Here is a 21,444-nt window from a genome sequence, read left to right on the forward strand (position 1 = left end):
CCCCATGTCTTCTTCGGACACCCCATCGGACACCTCGTGCGAGCTGCCGGCCCCCCTGGAGGTACTGGCCGGGGGCACTGTCATCCCCGCCCACCCGCTGGCCCTCACCGCCGCGCTGACGCTGGACGAGCGGCGGCAGCGGGCGCTGACCCGCTACTACCTGGCGTCCGGCGCGGGCGGGGTCGCGGTCGCCGTGCACACCACCCAGTTCGAGATCAGGGAACCGGGCGTCGGCCTGCTGAAGCCGGTCCTGGAACTCGCCGCCGACACGATCCGGGCGGCGGCGGACCGCCCGTTCGTCAAGGTCGCCGGGGCCTGCGGCTACACCGCGCAGGCCGTCGCCGAGGCCGAACTCGCCGCGTCGCTCGGCTATGACGCGGTGCTGCTGAGCCCCGCGGTGCCGGGCGCCGACGAGAAGGGCCTCATCGAACGGGCCCGCGCGGTCGGCGAGGTCCTGCCGGTGATCGGCTTCTACCTTCAGGAGGCGGTCGGCGGACGCTATCTGTCGCCGTCCTTCTGGTCGGCGTTCACGGACCTCCCGTCCACGGTCGCCGTGAAGATCGCGCCATTCGACCGCTACCGCACCGCCGACGTGATACGCGCGGTGGCCGCCGCCGACCGCGCGGACGAGGTCGCCCTGTACACCGGCAACGACGACGACATCATCGGCGACCTGCTCACCCCGTACGGGACCGGGACAGGGACCGGCCAGCGCTGGTTCGCGGGCGGGCTCCTCGGCCAGTGGGCGGTGTGGACGCACGCGGCGGTCGCCCTCCTGGACGACATCCGCCGGGCGCGGGCCGGTGACCACGAGGCGATGGTGCGGTGCCTGGCGCGCCGGCCCGAGCTGACGGACGCCAACCAGGCCGTGTTCGACGTGCGCGGCGGGTTCCGTGGCTGTATCGCCGGGGTGCACGAAGTGCTGCGCCGCCAGGGCCTGTTGGACGGCACCTGGTGTCTCGATCCGACGGCGACACTGTCCCCGGGGCAGTCCGGGGAGCTGACCCGGGTGGCGGCGGCGTATCCGTGGCTGACGGACGACGACTTCGTGAAGGAGCACCTTGATGACTGGCTCCGCTGAAGCCGAAGCCGTCGGAGCGGGTGGGACCGGTGGGCGGCCGAGGGTCGTCGTGAGTGTGCCGCCCGCGCGCCGCGCCGAGTTCTTCACCCCCGCGACCTGGGCACGGCTCGCCGACCGTGCGGAGCTGACGGTCCTCGACGCGCACGAGGACCGTGCCGCGCTCGCCGGGGCGCTGCCGGGCGCCCGCGCGCTGATCACCTCCTGGGGCACGCCCCGGGTGGACGCCGGACTCCTCGATGTGGCCGACGGGTTGGCGCTGGTGGCGCACACCGGGTCGGCCGTCGCCCCGTACGTCACCGAGGAGGTGTTCCGGCGCGGGGTGCGGGTGACGCAGTGCGGCGACGAGATGGCGCGGCCCGTCGCCGAGGTCGCGCTCGCCTTCACGCTGGCGCTGCTGCACCGCGTCCACCGCTTCGACCACGCGCTGCGCGGGGGCGCCGACTGGGACACGGCGGGTGTGGCGCCGGTGCGGCACGAGATCCATGGCAGCGCGATCGGCGTCATCGGTGCCTCGCGCACCGGCAGGGCGTACATCGCGCTCGCCCGCGCCGTGGGCGCCCGCGTGGCGGTGACCGACCCGTACCTGACACCGGAGGACGCCGAGGAGATCGGCGTACAACTCCTGTCACTGGAGGCTCTGTTGGCGTCCAGCAGGGTCGTCGCCGTGCACGCGCCCGCGACCGCCGAGACGCGGCATCTGCTCGACGCGGACCGGCTCGCCCTGATGCCCGACGGGGCGGGTCTGGTGAACACGGCGCGGTCCTGGCTGGTGGACGAGGACGCGCTGCTCGCGGAGGTACGGACCGGCCGGCTGGACGCGGCCATCGACGTGTTCGACGCCGAACCACTCCCGGTGGACCATCCCCTGCGCGCCCTGCCCAACGTCCTGCTGACACCGCATCAGGCGGCCGGCACCGTCGAATGCCGTCACCGGCTCGGCGCGGGCGCCGTGGACGAGGTGCTGCGCCTCCTGGACGGCCTGCCACCGCTGCGCGCGGTGGGAGCGGACGCCCTGGGCCGCCTGCACTGACCACCGACCCGACCCGGTCACCTCCCCGATAGGGGCGGGCGGCCCACGACCAGCCACCTGGACGGTACTTCGATGGTGGAGCCGTCGGAGTGGCGGTCCGTCGTGATCAGGGGCAGTTCGCCTTCCGCGAGGAGGTCGAGTCCGGCGGCCCGGACGTAGTCCGTGACGGCGCCGTCGGACACCTCGCCGGGAGCTATCCCGTGCCGGAACACCGGTTCGAGCTTGGCCGGCGGCCCCTCGGGCCGCTGCGCCAGGCCACCGAGCACCGGCCCCGCGGCCTCGGACAACTCCACGAGGAAGGCCCGCCCCCGCTCCCCGAGCAGCGTCGCCACACCCTCCACGAGCGGCTGCCGGTCGTCCGGTTCGCACTGGTGGAGCACGCCGCGCATATAGACGTTGGCGTCGCCCACCTCGGCGTGGAGCCGCTGTGTTCCGGCCTTCTCGGTGGCGTCCAGCTCACGGAAGTCCACGCTGCCGGAGGGATCGGCGCGCCGCGCGTGCTCCAGCGCGGCGGCGGACAGATCGACCCCGACGACCCGGGGGAACCGCCCGGCGAGATACCGGGTCTGGGTGCCGTTCCCGCACCCGAGATCCACCAACGGCAGCTCCGGCGACAGGAGTTGAGGTGCGAACAGCCCGAGATGGACGCCTACGGTGACCTCGGGCCCCGCGTCCCAGAACACCCCACCCACTTCACCCGGAGCCTCGCTCCAGAACCCTTCCCAGGCCGCCCGGTACCGACTCGTCACGCTCATGCCCAGCTCCCCAGGTGCGACAGGTACGACTGGAGCGGCACGTGCGACAAGGAACACACGACAAGGAACACCACCGCTCCGCCGCCCGAGCGGGCGACATGATCGGTCTACCGCTCCCGGGGTCCGCCCACAAGCAGGCGGCTCCATACCTTTACGGCACAACTACCGTCGGGGAAGGGCGAGTTCGAACCACACGGTCTTCCCGGTCCCGGCCCTGCTGGTGCCCCACTCCTTGGCGAGCCCGGTCACGACCCGCAGCCCCCGCCCGAACTCGTCACCGGGCCCGGCGCTCATCAGCGTGGGCAGCGTGTGGTCGTCGTCGGCGACCTCGCAGGTGAGGGTGGTGCCGCTGCGCACGAGGCGGAGTTCGATGTGCTCCCCACGCGCGTGCCGTACCGCGTTGGTGACGAGTTCGTCGGCCATCAGCCGGGCGTGGTCGATCAGCGGTGCGAGCCGCCACGCGGTGAGCTGTTCGGCGACGAACTCCCGTGCGGCCCGCACCTCGACGGGGTCGGCGGGGAACCGCCGGCGGGCCACGTCATCGGCGGCGATGCCGTTGAGCCGGGCCATCAGCAGGGCGACGTCGTCCTTGCGCCCGCCGCGCCGTCCGAGCGCGCGGATGATGGTGTCGCAGGCGTCGTCCATGGAGGCCGCCGGATGAGCGGCGGACTCGCAGAGCGTGGCGAGCCCGACGCCGATGTCCTGCCCGCGCATCTCGACCAGCCCGTCGGTGCACATCACCAGCCGGTCACCGGGCGCGACCGGCACCCGTACCGTCTCGAAGGGCACACCGCCGACGCCGATGGGTGCTCCGGTGGGCAGGTCGAGGAGTTCGCTGCGGCCGTCGCCGCCGCGGACCAGGACGGGCGGGATGTGCCCGGCGTTGGCGATCTCCAGTTCGCCGTTGATCGGGTCGTACACCGCGTAGAGGCAGGTCGCGAGGTAGTGCTCGCCGAGGCGCTGGGCGAGGTCGTCCAGGTTGCGCAGGAGTTGGGCGGGCGGCAGGTCGAGCGCCGCCATGGTCTGTACGGCCGTCCTCAACTGGCCCATCATCGCGGCCGAGTTGAGGCCGTGGCCCATGACGTCGCCGACGACGAGCGCGGCACGGGAGCCGGGGAGTTTCACCGAGTCGAACCAGTCGCCGCCGACCCGTCCGAGCAGGGTGCCCGGCAGATAGCGGGTCGCGATGTCGCAGCCGGACATCCGGGGGTCGATGTGCGGGAGCATGCTGTCCTGGAGGGTGTCGGCGACGCTCTCCTGGTAGGTGTACATGCGCGCGTTGTCGAGGACGAGGCCCGCGCGGGCGGCGAGTTCGGCGCCGGTGACGCGGTCCATGTCGTTGAAGACGGGCCGCTCCCGGTGGCGTAGCAGGATCATGAAGCCGAGGACCACATTGCGCGCCTTGAGGGGCACCACCAGCATCGAGCGGTGGTTGATGAGCGGTCTGATGTCCCGTTTCTCGAACTGCGAGGCGATGGCATTGCCCATCTCCTCGGTGATGCGGGGCACGAGGACGGGCTCCCCGGTGGTCATGCACTGGAAGAAGGGGGTGTGCACGGGGAACGGCATGGATTCCCCGACCGGGACGACGTCGTCCCAGCGGCCCGGTTCGTCGGTGTGCTCCAGGGCGACCCGGTGCCACATCGTCGTCGCGTCGGGCGGCCCGTCGGGGAACCCCTCACCGGCGACGACCTGTTCCCGCAGATAGGTACCGGCGACGTCCGTGAACCGGGGCACCACCGCCCGGCTCACCTCGACGATGGTGCGGGACAGGTCGAGCGACGAACCGATGCGTCCGCTCACCTCGTTGAGGAATTCGAGGTGTTCCCGGACGGCCGCGTACTCCAGGTCCTCGCCGTCCTCGTCGGGCGCCTGCTCCCTGGGCAGCGGGCTCCCGGCCGCCTCGGCCCGTGCGGCGCGCTCCCTGCGTGCCTTGCGCTCCGCGCGCCGGGCCACACCCCAGTCGGGCGTCACGGGCACCCGGTCGTGCTGGCTGAACTCCAGCACGGGATAGCCGAGTTCGAGGACCTGCGCGACGATACGGGCGCTCTCGCCGACGCTCATGCTGGGCAGGATCTCGGGCAGTCCCCTGGCGAGTTCGTCGGCGCCGGGGAAGTCGGTGTGCAGCGCGAAGCCGGGCGCTATCCGCTCCACGGCGTCTTCGTCGGCCGCGCCCGGCACTCCCGCGTCGGCGCGCAGCCGGTCGGCGTCGGCCGCCAGCACGAGCAGCCGCTCGGGACCGGGTCCGACCAGGGGGTACGCCCACCACAGCACGTCGATCCGCGGTCCGTGCACCGAGTCGGACCCGTGCTCCGCGAGCCGGGCGCGGCCCGCCGACGGGTAGGAGGTGCGGCCGTGCAGGGAGCTTTCGAGATCGGGGCCGAGCCCGTCGTACGCGGCGAGCGCGTCGTAGGACCCGGTGTCCCCGTCGTCGGGGAGCGCGCCGGAGACGGGCAGGAGGTCGGCGGCCGGGCGTCCGACGGCTTCCTCCCTGGCGGGGCCGAACAGACGGCGTGCGCCGGTGGACCAGTGCGAGACGAGCCCTTCGCCGTCGATGACGACGACGGCCAGCGGAACCCGGCCGACAGCGGTGTGCGCCGGCGGCTCCCCCTCGGCCCCGTGGCCGACGGGTGGCGCCGATCCCGTGCCACGTTCCATGGCCAAGGCTCCTTCCCGGGGCGGCTTCACAAGATCTGCCGCCGCCACCACGGTACGTCCGCCAGGGGTAGCGGTGTGCGACATCCCGCGAATTCGCGCCGTCGGGCGACCCCGCGCACGGGGCCGGTCCCGCGCCGGTCGGGATCGGCCCCCGCCGCCTCCCGCCGCCCCCCGTCCGTACTCCTCAGTCCTCGTGCCCGAGTTGCAGGTCCCGTTCGGTACGGCCGCCCCCCGCGACCTGGAGCACCGTGGCCACCGGCGGATAGCCCGCGGCGATCACCGTGTACTCGCCGGACGACAGATCGATGAACCGGAACGTGCCGTCGGCCCCGGTGGTCAGGGTGTCCACGACATTGCCCGCGGCGTCGAGCAGCGTGACGCGCGCGTCCTCGACAGGCCGTCCGCCGCCCGCCCGTACGGTGCCGCGCAGGACCGCGCCGCCCGCGAGTTCGACGTCCTGGCGGGTCTCGCGGGACGCCTGCACGCTCACCGGGAGCGCGGCGGGGCGGAACGCGGGCGCGCTCCCGGCGAGGGTGTACTCACCGGCCACCAACTCCGTGATGACATAGCCGCCTTCGCGACCGCTACGGGTACTGGCGACGACCTCGCCGTGCACATTGGTGAGCGTCACGGTGGCGTCCCGTACGGGCGAGCCGTCGGCGGTGACGACGGTGCCCGCGAGGCGCCCGGCGCCGCCGAGGACGACGTCGAGTTCGACGGGCCGCTCGCCGACGGTGACGGAGACGGCCTGCGGCTGGTGTCCGCCGGCCGCCGCGATCAGGACGTACGACCCGGCGCCGGGCGTGGACAGCGCGTACCGCCCGTCGCCGCCGCTGGCCCCGCGCCCGATCTGCCGTCCGGAGATGTCGATGAGGGTGAGCGCGGCGCGCGGCACGGCGGTGCCGTCGGAGTGCTGCACCGAACCGCAGACCGGCACCCCGGCCGCGTACGAGGTGCGGGCGGCCGGGATGGGCGAACCGGCCTCGGCTTCGGGGGCGTTCTGGGACGCGGCACTGGACAACAGGGGGGTCTCCTTGAGGAAGAAGGCGATCAGCAGGCCGAGGACGAGCACCGGCACGAGGTAGAGGAAGATCCGGGGCATGGCGTCCGCGTAGGCCCGGATGTAGCCGTCGCGCAGCGCGGCGGGCAGGGCGCGGACGACCTGGGGGGTGATGGACTCGGGGTCGGGCAGGTCGGCCCCGGTGGGCAGCCGGTCGGCGAGGGCGTCGGCGAGCCGGTTGGCGAAGAGGGTGCCGAAGATCGCGGCACCGACGCTGCCGCCGATCTGCCGGAAGTAGTTGTGCGCGCTGGTGGCGGTGCCGAGGTCGGCGGGGCGCACGGCGTTCTGCACGGCGAGCACGAGGACGGGCATGACCAGGCCGATGCCGGTGCCGAGTACGGCCATCCAGATGCTGTAGTGCAGCCGGGGCGTGTCGGTTTCGAGGCGGGACAGCAGCCACATGCCGGCGACCGAGACGGCGCCGCCGAGCACCGGGTACACCTTGTAGCGGCCGGTACGGCTGATGAGCTGCCCCGAGATGACGGAGGCGGCGACGATGCCGCCCATCATCGGGAGCATCAGCAGCCCGGACTCGGTGGCGCTGGCGCCGTCGACCATCTGGAGGAAGGTCGGCAGATAGCTGGCGGCGCCGAACAGGGCGATACCGATGACCATGCCGACGAGTCCGGTGATGTTGAAGACCGGGTCGCGGAACAGGCGCAGCGGGATGAGCGGTTCGGCGGCGAAGCGTTCGGCGACGAGGAACAGCACGGAGGCGACGACGGCTCCGGCGGCGAGGCCGAGGATGGTGCGGGAGCCCCAGGCGTACTCGGTGCCGCCCCAACTGGTCAGCAGCACCAGGCAGGTGGACGCGGCGGCGAGCAGCAGGATGCCCAGGACGTCGAGCCGGCCGCGCGTCGCCGGCTTGGGGAGCTTGAGGACGAGGGCGACGACGACGAACGTGACGAGGCCGAAGGGCACGTTGATGTAGAAGCACCAGCGCCAGGTCGCGTGGTCGGTGAAGAAGCCGCCGAGGAGGGGTCCGGCGACCGAGGCGAGTCCGAAGGCGGCGCCGATGAGACCCATGTAGCGGCCTCGTTCGCGGGGCGGCACGATGTCGGCGATGATCGCCTGCACACCGATCATGAGGCCGCCCGCGCCGATGCCCTGGACGGCGCGGAAGGCGATCAGCTCGTCCATGGTGCGGGACCAGCCGCAGAGCGCCGATCCGACGACGAACACGGCGATGGCGAACAGGAAGACGCTCTTGCGCCCCACCAGGTCGCCGAGCTTGCCGTACACCGGCAGGCCGATGGTGGAGGTGAGCAGGTACGAGGTGATCGCCCAGGACATCTTGTCGAGGCCGTGGAGTTCGCCGACGATCTTCGGCAGCGCCGTGGCGACGATCATCTGGTCGAGCGCGGCGAGCAGCAGGGCGAGCATCAGCCCGATGAAGACCATGCGGACCCGGCGGGGGCTCAGCTCCCGCGCGGGGTCGGTCGCGGGGTCCGGCGGCGGACCCGGTGGGGTCGCGGAGGGTGGGCCCGCCGGGGTGTCGTCCGGGTCTCCGTGGGGTACCGGGACCTTTGTCCCGGCCGCCCCCGTGCCCGGCCCCGCGTCCTTCACCAGCGTCGTCCCGCCCACCTGTTGCTCCCCTCGTCGCGCCTGCGCCGCACATTTCTCGCATTACGCGACAACTGCGAGCAAGCGCGACGAGTCGCCCCTGAGCGGGGCCCGGCGGACGAATCTGCCGGTGGGAGCCCTACGGCGTACAACGGAGCGGTGCGGAAGACCACTCGAACCGGTGAGGGTGGCCGTGACCTCGCGGGGTCACTTCACCGCCCCTCCAAGGCACTTCGGGGTACTGCCAGGGGTAGTGCCGGGGGTGGTGGGGGTCACTTCTCCGTCTCGGCGGCGAGCCGGGCGAGCACGTCGTCGTAGATACGGGCGAGGCCCTTGGGCGCGAAGGTCCTCTCGAAGAAGCCGCCGATGCCCCCGGCGCCGTTCCACACGGAGCTGACGGCGACGCGTGCCTTGCCCTCGCCGGCCGGGGTGACCCGCCAGGTGGTGACCATCGAGGAGTTGCGGTCGGTCTCGACGAGTTCGCCGTCGGTGGGCTCGGTCACCTCCAGGAGACAGTCGCGGACCCGCTTGCTGGTGGCCTGGAGCTTCCAGTGGACGAGGGTGCCCTCGCCGTCGCCGCCCTCGCGCACCTCGTACTCGCTGAAGTGCTCGCTGAGGACTTTCGCGCGCCTGCCGTTGTACTCGGCCAGAGCGTCGAACACATCCTCGGGCCGCGCCGCGATGATCCGTTCCGTGGTGGCCTCGACCTGCGCCATTGCACTTCCTCCAGGGCTTGATCCGTCGGGGTCCCGTCGTGGGCTGGTCCAGCCAACCACCCCGGTGGACAGCCTCCCAAATCGGGGTCCCGGCGTGGGGTCGCACGATCAAGGGAACATGTGTTCTATTCTGTGGTCAGTGCTACCAGGGAGGCGCCATGCGCTGGGAGAACCTCACGGACCGTGCCGCGGGAAACGGGGAACGGGACCCCGCGCTGTTCGGCGCGGACGCGGTGACCATCCGTACGTTCGACACCCCCGAGTTCGCCGGAATCACCTTCCACGAGGTGCGGGCCCGGTCGATCCTGAACCGGGTGCCGGGCGCCTCCCGCATGCCGTTCGAATGGACCGTCAATCCGTACAGAGGCTGTACTCATGCATGTGTGTACTGCTTCGCCCGCAAGACGCACGGCTATCTGGACCTGGACACCGGAGTCGGCTTCGACACCCAGATCGTGGTCAAGGTGAACGCGCCCGACCTGCTGCGCCGCCAGCTCGCCTCGCACCGCTGGCACGGCGAGCACATAGCGATGGGCACCAACGTCGACTGCTATCAGCGGGCTGAGGGGCGCTACCGGCTGATGCCGGGCATCATCGCGGCGCTGCGCGACCACGCCAACCCGTTCTCGATCCTCACCAAGGGCACCCTGATCCTGCGCGACCTCGATCTGCTCCGGCAGGCCGCCGCGGTCACCGACGTCGGGATCTCCGTCTCCGTCGGCTTCACGGACCCCGCGCTGTGGCGCACGGTCGAACCCGGCACCCCGTCGCCCGAACGACGCCTGGACGTCGTACGGACACTCGGCGAGCACGGCATCGGCTGCGGGGTCCTCATGGCGCCCGTGATCCCCTTCCTCGGCGACCACGCCGACCAGTTGCGCGCCACGGTCCGGTCGATCGCGGCGGCCGGCGCGACCTCCGTGACCCCGCTGGTGCTGCATCTGCGGCCCGGCGCCCGCGAGTGGTTCATGGCCTGGCTCGGACAGCACCACCCGCATCTCGTGGGGCGGTACGAGCGGCTGTACGCGGAGGGCGCCTACGCGCCCCGCTGGTATCAGCGCCGCATCACCCGTCAGGTGCACGAGCTGGCCGAGGAGTTCGGGATCGGGCCCTCGCGCGCGGGGGCGGCCCGGCGGATCACCCTGCCGGAACGGGAGCCGGAGCCCGTCGCCGGTCCCACCCAGCTCAGCCTGCTCTGACCGGCTCCCGGCGCGCGTCCGGCGGTGTCCGGCACCCCGGACCGGTCCGATCAGGTCGAGTGACGTCGACACCCGCGCGAAACACGTCCTTCCGGGCGACCTTTCGGGGACCATGCGGCGGGGGTCGTGGGCCCACGGCCCCGAACCCTCCACCCTGGGAGGCCCTATGAAGAAACGCGCAGCCGCACTGTGCGGCGCCGCCGCCGCGGTGGCCGGGATGATCACGGCGCTCCCGCAGACCGCGAGCGCCGACGCCGCGCCCTCGACACCGTCACTGTCGACACCGTCCGCACCGCCCGCCCCCCGCACCGCGCGACCGGCGTGGAAGAAGTGCGGCACCAAGCACTATCCGACCCTCCAGTGCGCCTCGGTCAAGGTGCCCCTGGACCACGCCCGTCCGCAGGGCCGGCAGATCACACTCGCCCTCTCCCGCGTCCCGCACACGGCGAAGACGTCTCAGGGCCCCCTCCTGGTCAACCCGGGCGGCCCCGGCGGCAGCGGGCTGACGATGGCCGGTTTCGTGGCGGGCGCGCTGCCGAAGTCCGTCGCGTCCCAGTACGACGTCATCGGCTTCGACCCGCGCGGCGTCGGCAAGAGCACTCCCGCGATCGACTGCCGCCCCGGCCACTTCGACCCCGTCCGCCCGCCGAGCGTGCCCACCTCACAGGCGGTCGAGCAGGCCAACCTGGACCGTGCGGAGGCGTTCGCGCGGGACTGCGGCAAGAAGTACGCGGACGTGCTCCCGTACATCGACACCCTGAGCGCCGTCCGCGACATGGACGCGATCCGCGCGGCGCTCGGCGCCCGCACGATCAACTACTTCGGCTACTCGTACGGCACCTATCTCGGGGCCGTGTACGGGAGGCTGTACCCGGACCGGGTGCGGCGGATGGTCCTGGACTCGATCGTCGACCCGACCGGGGTCTGGTACGACGACAACATCCAGCAGGACTACGCCTTCAACGCCCGCCACGACGCGTTCCTGGCGTGGGTGGCCCGGCACGACGCGACGTACAAGCTGGGCACGGACCCGGCGGAGGTCGGCTCCCGCTGGTACGCGATGCGGGACGCGGTGGTCCGGAAGCCGGCCGGCGGGAAGGTCGGCGGCGGCGAGCTGGAGGACACCTTCATGCCCGGCGCGTACTACAACGGCTACTGGCCCTATCTGGCCCAGGCGTTCGCCGCGTACGTGAAGGACCCGGGCGGCAAGGGCGCGGACGCCCTGGTCGCCGCCCACAAGCAGTTCGGCGCCGTCGACCGTGCCGGCGACAACGGCTACAGCGTCTACATGGCCGTGCAGTGCCGCGACGCGTGGTGGCCGCGCGACTGGAACAAGTGGCGGTACGACAACCGCAGGGTCGCCGAGAAGGCGCCGTTCTCCACCTGGAACAACGCCTGGTACAACGCGCCCTGTGCCTTCTGGCCGACGGAGCGGCTGATTCCGCCGAGCGTGACCAACCGCAAGCTGCCTCCGGTGCTGCTGTTCCAGGCCACCGACGACGCGGCGACGCCCTACGAGGGCGCGCTCACCGTGCACGACAAGCTGTACGGGTCGCGCCTGGTGGTCGAGCGGGGCGGCGGGAACCACGGCATCACGCTGAGCGGCAACAGCTGTCTGGACCGCCATCTGACGGCGTATCTGGCCACCGGCGAGGTGCCGCGCGGCGATGGCGAGATCGACGCGGTCTGCGAGAAGTCGCCGGACCCGAAGCCGCTCAAGGCGAAGGCGAAGCCGTCCGAGGCGAAGCAGTCCAAGGCGAAGGCCGGGTCCGCGTCACGCGGGGCGACCCTGCACGGCCTGCTCGGCACCCGGGGCTGACGGACGCGAGGGGGGCGGGTGGGTCCGGGGCCGCGTGGGCGAGGATGACCCCATGAGCACCGGACCCACCCACCTCACCCACATCCCGGCCCCCGACGGGGTCTTCCCGGCGACGGCGTACACCCATGTCGTCCTGGGCACGGGCCGCTTCGTCGCGGTCTCCGGCCAACTCGCCCTCGACGCGGACGGCGCGCTCGTCGGCGCGGGCGATCCCGCGGCACAGGCCCGGCAGGTCTTCGGCAACCTGGGCCGCTGTCTCGCGGCGGCGGGCACCGACTTCGACTCCGTGGTGAAGCTGACGTACTTCGTCACCGACATGGCGTACCTGCCGGCCATCCGCGAGGCCCGCGACGCCTTCCTCGACCCGGCCCGCCTCCCGGCGTCGTCGGCGGTCCAGGTCGCCGCCCTGGTGGGCCCCGACTTCCTCATGGAGATCGAGGCGTACGCGATCGTCCCCACCGGGGAGCCCGCGGCGTGAAGGGCCTCCGGGTGCGCGGGATGCGGGACGCCGACTGCGAGTCCGTCGCGGCGATCCGCATCGCCGGCTGGCGCACCGCCTACGCGGGTCTGATGCCCCAAAGCCACCTGGACGCGCTCGACGTGACCGAGGACGCGGCCCGGCGGCGCGCCCGACTCGCCCAGGGCCAGGGCCGGGTGGCGAACCTGGTCGCCGAGCGGGACGGCGAGGTGGTCGGGTGGTGCGCCCACGGTCCCGGCCGTGACGAGGACGCGCGCGAGGACGACGCCGAGGTGTACGCGCTGTACGTCCGCCCCGACGCCCTCTCGACGGGCGTCGGGCGGACCCTCCTGGCCCGGACCGTGCGCGACCGCACCGCCGACGGGCACCGGCGCCTCCTCCTGTGGGTCCTCAAGGAGAACCACCGGGCCCGCCGCTTCTACGAGACCGCCGGATTCGCACCCGACGGCTCCGAGGAGCCCTTCGACGTCGACGGAACGGCGGTGCCCGAGGTGCGGTACGTACTGCCCCTCGGCAGGCGTTGAGTCCCTACTCCCGCCGCCCGCCCGGGATCCTCGCCAGGGCGCGGGTCGCCGCGTCCGACAGGGCCGGGTGGGCGCGGGCCTCGCGCAGGACCGGCAGGGCGCGGGTGTCGCCCAGGTCGCCGAGGCCCTGCACACAGGCGAGGGCGACCGCGCGGTACGGGTCGTTCGGTGCCAGGCGGCGTTCCAGGGTGGTGATCAGGGCCGGGACGGACTCCGGGGCGCGCAGGGCGACGAGGAGCCGTACCGGGTGCAGGGCGTAGGCGACGCGCAGTTCGTTCGTGGCGAGCGCGGCGGCGGCGCGGGCCGTACGCGGGTCGCCGAGCCGGGCGAGCGCCACGGCCGCCGACGCGCACCGCTCCGGATCGCGGTGGTTGATCAGCAGTACCAGCGCCTCGAAGGCGCGCGGGTCCCCGGTGCCGCCGAGCCGGAAGGCGGCGAGTTCCCGCGCCCACAGGGGCTGGGCCGGCGCGGTCAGCACGGCGGCCAACTCCTCCTGGTCGTGGGTCGCGACCAGCCGCTCGTACGCGTCCGACGCCCCGGACTCCTTCCGTAAGCGCTCCGTGAGTGATCGCAACTCTTTGTCCATGGTTCCGACCCTAGAGCCTGTCGCAGCCGCGATGTATGTCACACACAGCCACACCGGTTCACGCATCTGGAGGGGTGGCGTGCTCGTTACCCGCCGGTTAAGCTCAGACGAGCGGGACACACCCCCCGCGTTTCAGCTCCTGGTGGCCTGGTGACGCAGCCGCCACGAGCACCGGTCGGTTCGGTTCAGTACGGCGTGGCCCCGGGACAGGGCCCGTCGATTCCCCCTCATGGGCGTGCGTCTTTACGCCCGACGGGTCACGCAACCACGGCAACCTCAACAACTCCCGCACCCCGGGCGCCCGTCGGCGCCCCGCGTGCTCCCCCTCAGTCGTCACTCATCCTTGGAGTCCCGCGATGGCCGCTCCCCAGTCCGACCCTTCCCTGCCGCAATTGCACACCGTCGCCGTCGTCGGTCTCGGCACGATGGGCACCGGTGTCGCCGAGGTCCTGGCCCGCGCCGGACGGGAGGTCATCGGCATCGACGTCGACGCGACGGCCACCGCCCAGGCGACCGCCGTCCTGGAGGCGTCCACCACGCGCGCGGTGCGCCGCGGACGCCTCACCGAAGGGGAACGCGGCGACGTCCTGGCCCGTTTCCGCACCTTCACCGACCTCAGGGCCGCCGCCGACGCCGACCTCGTGATCGAGGTGGTGCCCGAGTCGTACGAGATCAAGCAGCAGGTGTTCCGCGCGCTCGACGGCATCGTCCGCCCCGACACGATCCTCGCGACCGGCACCAACGCGCTCTCCGTGACCCGCCTCGCCGCCGACTCCGCACGCCCCGAGCGCGTGCTCGGGCTGCACTTCTTCAACCCGGCGCCCGCGATGAAACTCGTCGAGGTCGTGTCGTCGGTGCTGACCGCGCCGGCGGCCGTCGCCGCGGTGACCGACCTGGCGATCGAACTCGGCAAGGAGCCCGTCGCGGTGGGCGACCGTCCCGGATTCGTCGCCGACGGACTCCTGTTCGGCTATCTCAACCAGGCCGCCGCGATGTACGAGGCGCGGTACGCGAGCCGTGAGGACATCGACGCGGCGATGAAGCTGGGCTGCGGGCTGCCGATGGGCCCGCTCGCGCTGCTCGACCTCATCGGCGTCGACACGGCCCGTACCGTCCTGGAGGCCATGTACGCCGCGTCGCACGACCGGCTGCACGCGCCCGCGCCGATCCTCGGGCAGCTCAGCGAGGCGGGGCTGACCGGCCGGAAGGCGGGCCGCGGCTTCTACACGTACGACGCGCCGGGCGGCGCCACGATCGTGCCCGACGCGCTGACGCCCGGTGGCGGCGCGGCGGCCACGGAGGGGCGGGCGGTGCGCTCGGTGGGGGTCGCCGGGTCCGGAACGATGGCGTCCGGCATCGCCGAGGTGTTCGCCAAGGCCGGGTACGACGTGGTGCTCGCCGCCCGCAGCCCCGAGAAGGCGGAGGCCGCCAAGTCCCGTATCGCCAAGTCCCTTGCGCGCTCTGTCGACAAAGGCAGGCTGACCACCGAAGCGGCGGGCGAGGCGCTGGCGCGGATCACGCCCGCCGGGTCGTACGACGCCTTCGCCGACGTCGATCTCGCGGTGGAGGCGGTCGCCGAGGACCTGGACGTCAAGCAGCAGCTCTTCGCGGTCCTGGACAAGGTCTGCAAGCCGGGCGCGATCCTCGCGACCACCACGTCGTCGCTGCCCGTCGTCGCCTGCGCCCGTGCCACCTCACGCCCGCAGGACGTCATCGGGATGCACTTCTTCAACCCGGCGCCCGCGATGAAGCTGGTCGAGGTGGTGCGGACGGTGCTCACCGCCGACGACGTGCACGCCACCGTCCGCGAGGTGTGCGAGGCGATCCGCAAGCACCCGGTGGACTGCGGCGACCGCGCCGGTTTCATCGTCAACGCGCTGCTGTTCCCGTACCTCAACAACGCGATCAAAATGGTCCAGGAGCACTATGCGTCCCTTGACGACATCGACGCCGCGATGAAACTGGGCGGCGGCTATCCGATGGGCCCGTTCGAACTCCTCGACGTGGTCGGCCTCGATGTCTCGCTCGCCATCGAGAAGGTCCTGCACCGCGAGTTCCGTGACCCGGGGCTCGCCCCGGCGCCGCTGCTGGAGCACCTGGTGGCCGCGGGCTGCCTAGGCCGCAAGACGGGCCGCGGCTTCCGCGAATATGCCCGGCGCTGAACCCCGCCCCGAACCCCGCCCCACCCGCCGCCCGGAACGCCGCCCCGAACGCGCCGACTGGGGCGGCCTCCTGGACCCGGCCCCCGAGCCTCCTCCCGCCCTGCGCGGGGGGAGGACGGGAGGTGCGCGTCCGGCGGATGCGATGCAGTACGTTCGGGGCATGTCCCAGTCCGAAGATCCAGGCCGACGCCCCGCCCGCAAGACCACCGTGTCCGCCGTGTCCGACGCGCCGGAGAGCGCCGCGGGCAGCCGCGCCGCCGCCCAGCGGCTCAAGATGCGCAGGGAACTGGCGGCGGCGGCCATGGAACTGTTCGCGACCAAGGGGTACGAGGCGACGACGGTCGACGAGATCGCCGCCGCGGCGGGCGTCGCGCGGCGCACCTTCTTCCGGCACTTCCGCTCCAAGGAAGAGGCGATCTTCCCCGACCACGACGACACCCTGATCCGCGCCGAGGCCGTCCTCAACGCGGCCCCGCCGCACGAACACCCGCTCGACACGGTGTGCCGGGGCATCAAGGAAGTCATGAAGATGTACGCGGCCTCGCCCGCCGTGTCCGTGGAGCGCTACCGCCTCACGCGCGAGGTGCCGACGCTGCGGGAGCGCGAGATCGCCTCGGTGGCCCGGTACGAGCGGCTGTTCACGCGGTATCTCCTGGGCCACTTCGACGAGCAGGCGCACCAGCACGGCAACGACGACCCGCTGCTCGCCGAGGTCGCCGCGTCCGCCGTGGTCACGGCCCACAACCACGTCCTGCGGCGCTGGCTGCGCGCGGGCGGCCAGGGCGATGTGGAGACCCAGCTCGACCACGCCTTCGCGATCGTCCGGCGAGCCTTCGGCACCGGGATCGGCGCCGGCCGCACGGCACCGCCGGCGGCCACCCACGCGCGGGGTGACGTCCTGGTGGCCGTCGCCCGGACGGACGCACCGCTGGACGAGGTCATGCGGACCATCGAGGACGCCTTGCGCGACCGCGCCTGACACCTGCTTCGCCCCGCGCCGGGTCCATCCCTGGTCCGTCCCTGGTCCCTCCCGGTGCGTTTTCCCGCCCGATCGGCCCCATTCTTGGGGCCTTTCGGCGTTTTCCGGGGTCCGGTTCGATCGATCATCGCTCATTTGTGACATCCAAATGACAAATGAGAGAAACTCTTGGCACGCAGTGTCTTGTCACCTGGCACGCGGTGCCATACGTTGAAGTGGTCCGGGCGGCCGGCGTGCAGGAAACTTCGTACGCCGGCTGTCCCCGCAAGCCACGGCCTGCGCGCCCGGACGCCTGCGTCACAGGCACCCTCCCGCGCCACCAGCGCCGCCACCGCACCAGGTGGGCACCATCTGGCACCACCTCCGCCGAACCGACGGCACCACCCTCACCGGACCAGCAGCAGCCCCTCCCTCCCGCAGGGATCCCTCAGCGTCCCCTCTTGCCGGGGACGCGCTTCGCCGGAGGCACACCGTGAAGGAAATCCTGGACGCGATCCAATCGCAGGACAGTACGGCCGCCGATTTCGCGGCACTCCCCCTGCCCGAGTCGTATCGCGCGGTCACCGTGCACAAGGACGAGACGGAGATGTTCGCCGGGCTCGAAACGCGCGAGAAGGACCCCCGCAAGTCGCTCCACCTGGACGACGTCCCCGTGCCCGAACTCGGTCCCGGCGAGGCCCTGGTCGCCGTCATGGCGTCCTCGGTCAACTACAACTCCGTCTGGACCTCGATCTTCGAGCCGATGTCCACCTTCGGCTTCCTGGAGCGCTACGGCCGCCTCAGCGAGCTGACCCGGCGGCACGACCTGCCGTACCACGTCATCGGCTCCGACCTGGCGGGCGTCGTGCTGCGCACCGGGCCCGGGGTCAACGCCTGGCGGCCGGGCGACGAGGTCGTCGCGCACTGTCTCTCGGTCGAGCTGGAGAGTTCCGACGGGCACAACGACACCATGCTCGACCCGGAGCAGCGGATCTGGGGCTTCGAGACCAACTTCGGCGGGCTCGCCGAGATCGCGCTCGTGAAGTCCAACCAACTGATGCCGAAGCCGGACCACCTGAGCTGGGAGGAGGCGGCGGCCCCCGGGCTCGTCAACTCCACGGCCTACCGCCAGCTCGTCTCGCGCAACGGCGCCGGTATGAAGCAGGGCGACAACGTCCTGATCTGGGGCGCGAGCGGCGGCCTCGGCTCGTACGCGACCCAGTTCGCGCTGGCCGGCGGCGCGACGCCGATCTGTGTGGTGAGCAGCCCCGAGAAGGCGGACATCTGCCGGGCGATGGGCGCCGAGGCGATCATCGACCGCGCCGCCGAGGGCTACCGGTTCTGGGCGGACGAGCACCACCAGGACCCGCGCGAGTGGAAGCGGTTCGGCAAGCGGATCCGGGAGCTGACGGGCGGTGAGGACGTCGACATCGTCTTCGAGCACCCGGGCCGCGAGACGTTCGGCGCGAGCGTGTACGTGACGCGCAAGGGCGGCACCATCGTGACCTGCGCGTCCACATCGGGCTACACGCACGAGTACGACAACCGCTATCTGTGGATGTCGCTGAAGCGGATCATCGGCTCGCACTTCGCCAACTACCGCGAGGCGTGGGAGGCCAACCGACTGATCGCCAAGGGCAAGATCCACCCGACGCTGTCCCGCGTGTACCCCCTGGAGGACACCGGACAGGCCGCCTACGACGTGCACGGCAATCTCCACCAGGGCAAGGTCGGCGTCCTCGCCCTGGCACCCCGCGAGGGCCTGGGCGTCCGCGACGAGGAGATGCGCGCACGGCACATCGACGCCATCAACCGCTTCCGCGACGTCTGAGAGGCGGTACCCCTCCATGACCGAGCGTCAGACGGAGCGGCACAAGGACCGGCCGTGGCTCATGCGGACCTACGCGGGGCACTCCACCGCCGAGGCGTCCAACGAGCTGTACCGCCGCAACCTCGCCAAGGGCCAGACCGGTCTTTCGGTCGCCTTCGACCTGCCGACGCAGACCGGGTACGACCCCGACCACGTCCTCGCGCGCGGGGAGGTCGGCCGCGTCGGTGTGCCCGTGTCCCACCTCGGTGACATGCGCCGGCTGTTCCAGGACATCCCGCTGGAGCAGATGAACACCTCCATGACGATCAACGCCACCGCGATGTGGCTCCTCGCCCTCTACCAGGTGGTCGCCGAGGAACAGGGCGCCGACCTCACCCGGCTCCAGGGGACGACGCAGAACGACATCGTCAAGGAGTACCTGTCGCGCGGGACCCATGTGTTCCCGCCAGGACCGTCCCTGCGTCTGACGACGGACATGATCGCGTACACGGTGAACCACCTCCCGAAGTGGAACCCGATCAACATCTGCAGCTATCACCTCCAGGAGGCCGGGGCGACCCCGGTCCAGGAGATCGCGTACGCCATGTCCACCGCCATCGCCGTCCTGGACGCGGTGCGGGACGGTGGGCAGGTGCCCGAGGAGAAGTTCGGCGAGGTCGTCGCGCGGATCTCCTTCTTCGTGAACGCGGGTGTCCGCTTCATCGAGGAGATGTGCAAGATGCGCGCGTTCGGCCGCATCTGGGACCGGGTCACGCGGGAGCGGTACGGCGTGACGGACCCGAAGCAGCGGCGCTTCCGGTACGGCGTCCAGGTCAACTCCCTGGGGTTGACCGAGGCGCAGCCCGAGAACAATGTGCAGCGCATCGTCCTGGAGATGCTGGCGGTGACGCTGTCGAAGGACGCACGCGCGCGTGCCGTGCAGTTGCCCGCGTGGAACGAGGCGCTGGGGCTGCCCCGGCCGTGGGACCAGCAGTGGTCGCTGCGGATCCAGCAGGTCCTCGCGCACGAGAGCGACCTCCTGGAGTACGAGGACATCTTCGACGGCTCCCGGGTCGTCGAGGCCAAGGTGGAGGAGCTGGTCACCGAGTCCCTCGCGGAGATCGACCGCATCCAGCAGATGGGCGGCGCGATGGCCGCCGTCGAGTCGGGCTATCTCAAGTCGCAACTGGTGTCCTCGCACGCCGAGCGCAGGGCGCGGATCGAGGGCGGCGACGAGAAGATCGTCGGCGTCAACATCTTCGAGACCACCGAACCCAACCCGCTCACGGCGGACCTCGGCACGGCGATCATGTCGGTGGATCCGGCGGTCGAGGACCAGGTCGTGAAGGCGCTGCGCGGCTGGCGCGACACGCGGTACCAGCCGCCGTTCAACCACCCGCGCCCCTGCAAGGCCCTGGAGCGGCTGAAGGCGGCTGCGGCCGGTACGGAGAACCTGATGGAGGCCAGCCTGGAGTGCGCGCGCTCGGGGGTCACGACCGGCGAGTGGGCGGACGCGCTGCGGGAGGTGTTCGGCGAGTTCCGGGCGCCCACGGGCGTGTCGTCGGCGCCGGTCGCCGTCGCCGCCGTCGCGGGCACCCCGCTCGCCGCGGTCCGCGCCAAGGTCGAGCGGACCGCGGCCGACCTGGGCGCGGGCAAACTGCGCCTGCTGGTCGGCAAGCCGGGCCTGGACGGGCACTCGAACGGCGCCGAGCAGATCGCCGTCCGCGCGCGGGACGCCGGGTTCGAGGTCGTCTATCAGGGCATCCGGCTGACGCCCGAACAGATCGTGTCGGCCGCGCTCGCCGAGGACGTGCACTGTGTGGGCCTGTCGATCCTGTCCGGGTCGCACGCCGCACTGGTGCCCGACGTCCTGGACCGGCTGCGCGAGGCCGGGGCCGGCGATCTGCCGGTGATCGTCGGCGGCATCATCCCGCCGGGCGACGCCGACGACCTGAGGCGGGCGGGAGTCGCCGCCGTCTTCACTCCCAAGGATTTCGGCATCACGGAGATCATCGGCCGTATCGTCGAGGAGATCCGGACAGCGAACAAGCTCGACCCACTGGAGGTCCCCGCATGACCGCGCCTGTCAACCGTCTGCGTCCGCGCCGCTCCTGTCTCGCGGTGCCGGGTTCCAACCCGCGGTTCCTGGAGAAGGCCCAGGGTCTCGCCGCCGACCAGGTGTTCCTGGACCTGGAGGACGCGTGCGCGCCTCTGGCCAAGCCGGACGCCCGGCACACCATCGTCAAGTTCCTCAATGAGGGCGACTGGACGGGCAAGACACGGGTGGTGCGCGTCAATGACTGGACGACGGAGTGGACGTATCGCGATGTCGTGACGGTGGTGGAGGGAGCCGGTCCGAACCTTGACTGCATCATGTTGCCGAAGGTGCAGGACGCCCAGCAGATCGTGGCGCTCGATCTACTGTTGACGCAGATCGAGAAGACGATGGGCTTCGAGGTCGGCCGGATCGGTATTGAGGCGCAGATCGAGAACGCGAAGGGTCTGGTCAATGTTGACGAGATCGCCGCCGCGTCACCCCGTATTGAGACGATCATCTTCGGCCCGGCCGACTTCATGGCGTCGATCAACATGAAGTCGCTCGTCGTCGGTGAGCAGCCGCCCGGCTATCCGGCAGACGCGTACCACTACATCCTGATGCGCATCCTGATGGCCGCGCGCACCCACGACCTCCAGGCGATCGACGGTCCCTACCTCCAGATCAAGAACGTCGACGGTTTCCGTGAGGTCGCCGGGCGGGCCGCCGCGCTCGGCTACGACGGCAAGTGGGTCCTGCACCCGGGTCAGGTCGAGGCCGCCAACGAGGTGTTCTCGCCGTCCCAGGAGGACTACGACCACGCCGAACTCATCCTGGACGCGTACGCGTACTGCACGTCCGAGGCGGGCGGGAAGAAGGGCTCGGCGATGCTCGGCGACGAGATGATCGACGAGGCGAGCCGGAAGATGGCGCTCGTCGTCTCCGGCAAGGGTCGCGCCGCGGGGATGCGGCGGACGACGGCGTTCGAGGCCCCGGAGGCGTAGGACATC

Annotated in this window: 16 protein-coding genes; 11 read left to right on the plus strand and 5 right to left on the minus strand. The window is 71.7% G+C overall.

Translation table 11 applies throughout. From position 1 onward, the window contains the following. Positions 1 to 4: 4 nt before the first annotated feature. On the plus strand, positions 5 to 1,081 hold the full coding sequence (locus ACIQNU_RS37755) for a dihydrodipicolinate synthase family protein (RefSeq protein WP_401375380.1): 1,077 nt from the start codon (positions 5 to 7) through the stop codon (positions 1,079 to 1,081). Then, positions 1,065 to 2,111: a hydroxyacid dehydrogenase gene (locus tag ACIQNU_RS37760; protein WP_401375382.1), complete on the plus strand. Its 1,047-nt coding sequence runs from the start codon at positions 1,065 to 1,067 to the stop codon at positions 2,109 to 2,111. The genes ACIQNU_RS37755 and ACIQNU_RS37760 overlap by 17 nt, the downstream gene beginning before the upstream one ends. Positions 2,112 to 2,128: 17 nt before the next feature. On the opposite strand, the gene ACIQNU_RS37765 is transcribed toward ACIQNU_RS37760, so the two are convergent. The 4 genes from ACIQNU_RS37765 to ACIQNU_RS37780 all read right to left on the minus strand — a co-directional run bounded on the left by ACIQNU_RS37765 (position 2,129) and on the right by ACIQNU_RS37780 (position 8,863). Then, positions 2,129 to 2,866, minus strand: coding sequence for a class I SAM-dependent methyltransferase (locus ACIQNU_RS37765; protein ID WP_401375384.1), 738 nt, complete (start codon positions 2,864 to 2,866; stop codon positions 2,129 to 2,131). A gap of 162 nt (positions 2,867 to 3,028) precedes the next feature. Then, a complete protein-coding gene (locus tag ACIQNU_RS37770; protein ID WP_401375386.1) occupies positions 3,029 to 5,524 on the minus strand; it encodes a SpoIIE family protein phosphatase in 2,496 nt (831 codons plus the stop codon). Positions 5,525 to 5,708: 184 nt separating this feature from the next. Next, entirely contained in the window at positions 5,709 to 8,168 is a 2,460-nt protein-coding gene (locus ACIQNU_RS37775) for an MFS transporter (RefSeq protein WP_401375388.1), read from the minus strand. 251 nt (positions 8,169 to 8,419) lie between these two features. Then, positions 8,420 to 8,863, minus strand: a complete 444-nt coding sequence (locus ACIQNU_RS37780) for an SRPBCC family protein (protein WP_401375390.1) — start codon at positions 8,861 to 8,863, stop codon at positions 8,420 to 8,422. Positions 8,864 to 9,021: 158 nt separating this feature from the next. Here ACIQNU_RS37780 and ACIQNU_RS37785 point away from each other — a divergent pair, with 158 nt between their 5' ends. From ACIQNU_RS37785 to ACIQNU_RS37800, 4 genes are all read left to right on the plus strand, one after another. Beyond that, complete coding sequence (locus tag ACIQNU_RS37785; protein ID WP_401375393.1) at positions 9,022 to 10,062, plus strand: Rv2578c family radical SAM protein; 1,041 nt, start codon at positions 9,022 to 9,024, stop codon at positions 10,060 to 10,062. A 166-nt stretch (positions 10,063 to 10,228) separates the two neighbouring features. Continuing rightward, positions 10,229 to 11,881, plus strand: coding sequence for an alpha/beta hydrolase (locus ACIQNU_RS37790; protein WP_401375395.1), 1,653 nt, complete (start codon positions 10,229 to 10,231; stop codon positions 11,879 to 11,881). Positions 11,882 to 11,933: 52 nt separating this feature from the next. Further along, positions 11,934 to 12,359: a RidA family protein gene (locus ACIQNU_RS37795; RefSeq protein WP_401375398.1), complete on the plus strand. Its 426-nt coding sequence runs from the start codon at positions 11,934 to 11,936 to the stop codon at positions 12,357 to 12,359. Next, positions 12,356 to 12,883, plus strand: a complete 528-nt coding sequence (locus tag ACIQNU_RS37800) for a GNAT family N-acetyltransferase (protein WP_401375399.1) — start codon at positions 12,356 to 12,358, stop codon at positions 12,881 to 12,883. Before ACIQNU_RS37795 ends, ACIQNU_RS37800 begins: the two co-directional genes overlap by 4 nt. Positions 12,884 to 12,887: 4 nt before the next feature. Here ACIQNU_RS37800 and ACIQNU_RS37805 read toward each other — a convergent pair whose 3' ends face one another. Continuing rightward, entirely contained in the window at positions 12,888 to 13,469 is a 582-nt protein-coding gene (locus tag ACIQNU_RS37805) for an adenylosuccinate lyase (protein ID WP_401375402.1), read from the minus strand. Positions 13,470 to 13,825: 356 nt separating this feature from the next. On the opposite strand from ACIQNU_RS37805, the gene ACIQNU_RS37810 reads away from it, so the two are divergent. The 5 genes from ACIQNU_RS37810 (at position 13,826) to ACIQNU_RS37830 (ending at position 21,438) form a co-directional block, all read left to right on the plus strand. Beyond that, positions 13,826 to 15,631, plus strand: a complete 1,806-nt coding sequence (locus tag ACIQNU_RS37810) for a 3-hydroxyacyl-CoA dehydrogenase family protein (RefSeq protein WP_401375405.1) — start codon at positions 13,826 to 13,828, stop codon at positions 15,629 to 15,631. Positions 15,632 to 15,773: 142 nt separating this feature from the next. Next, a complete protein-coding gene (locus tag ACIQNU_RS37815; RefSeq protein WP_401375406.1) occupies positions 15,774 to 16,610 on the plus strand; it encodes a TetR family transcriptional regulator in 837 nt (278 codons plus the stop codon). 472 nt (positions 16,611 to 17,082) lie between these two features. Then, entirely contained in the window at positions 17,083 to 18,420 is a 1,338-nt protein-coding gene (ccrA, locus tag ACIQNU_RS37820) for a crotonyl-CoA carboxylase/reductase (RefSeq protein ID WP_401375409.1), read from the plus strand. A 16-nt stretch (positions 18,421 to 18,436) separates the two neighbouring features. Then, positions 18,437 to 20,476, plus strand: a complete 2,040-nt coding sequence (locus ACIQNU_RS37825; RefSeq protein ID WP_401375411.1) for a protein meaA — start codon at positions 18,437 to 18,439, stop codon at positions 20,474 to 20,476. Continuing rightward, on the plus strand, positions 20,473 to 21,438 hold the full coding sequence (locus ACIQNU_RS37830) for an HpcH/HpaI aldolase/citrate lyase family protein (RefSeq protein ID WP_401375414.1): 966 nt from the start codon (positions 20,473 to 20,475) through the stop codon (positions 21,436 to 21,438). Before ACIQNU_RS37825 ends, ACIQNU_RS37830 begins: the two co-directional genes overlap by 4 nt. Positions 21,439 to 21,444: the final 6 nt, after the last annotated feature.

It is taken from the genome of Streptomyces sp. NPDC091292 (assembly GCF_044757265.1).
In the GTDB taxonomy this organism is placed as follows: domain Bacteria; phylum Actinomycetota; class Actinomycetes; order Streptomycetales; family Streptomycetaceae; genus Streptomyces.